The sequence below is a fragment of the Vibrio sp. 1401 genome (genome assembly GCF_033340295.1).
Map to the genome: position 1 here is coordinate 1 of NZ_JAWOWF010000549.1, position 606 is coordinate 606.

Genomic DNA, 606 nt, shown 5'->3' on the forward strand with positions numbered 1-606 from the left:
AAATTACCTGCAAAGCCTCAAGCCGATGCTGCGGATGCACTCGGTGTGGCAATTTGTCATGCCAATACGAACAAGACCTTGGTTGCGCTCGCAGGCAAAGCAAGCAGTGCGAGAAAAGGGCGTTATCGCTAGACTCTCACCGTACTAAAAATGAGACCCCTCAGACAGATTTAAGGAATAAATTTGTTGTGAAAATGTTACAAAACTATAGTGATCCGATGTCTAATAAGAAATCAATCAAGGAAGATTGAACATGAATCCAGCCACGCTGTGGCGCAGTGTATTTATGCCGCGCCAACCTCAATGGACGAGAACGCAACAACGTCAAGCTGACATCCTCTCTTTATTTACCTTCATCGCTTTTCTGGTCGGAATTTATAGCTTAATTAAGTGGTTCAAGCATGGACACGAAAGCTTGATCTTAACTTCTGTCATTCTGATTACTCTTGAGCTTATTTCCGCTTCTAGTCTCAAATGGTTTAAGCAACCTGCGTTATCACTTAACCTTGGCTTTGTCGGGATGTCGGTGCATGCACTCAATATCATTTATCAAAGTGGTGGTGTGGTTGATTCAACTCAAACTTATTGGGTGCCTTTGTTGGTTGT

2 pseudogenes are annotated in these 606 nt (G+C 43.1%); both read left to right on the forward strand.

The window, feature by feature from the left end:
• Positions 1 to 132, forward strand: a pseudogene (locus R7Z77_RS26760) (crossover junction endodeoxyribonuclease RuvC); the annotation flags it as partial.
• Between the two features lie 121 nt (positions 133 to 253).
• Positions 254 to 606 (forward strand): annotated as a pseudogene (locus tag R7Z77_RS26765) (chemotaxis protein); the annotation flags it as partial.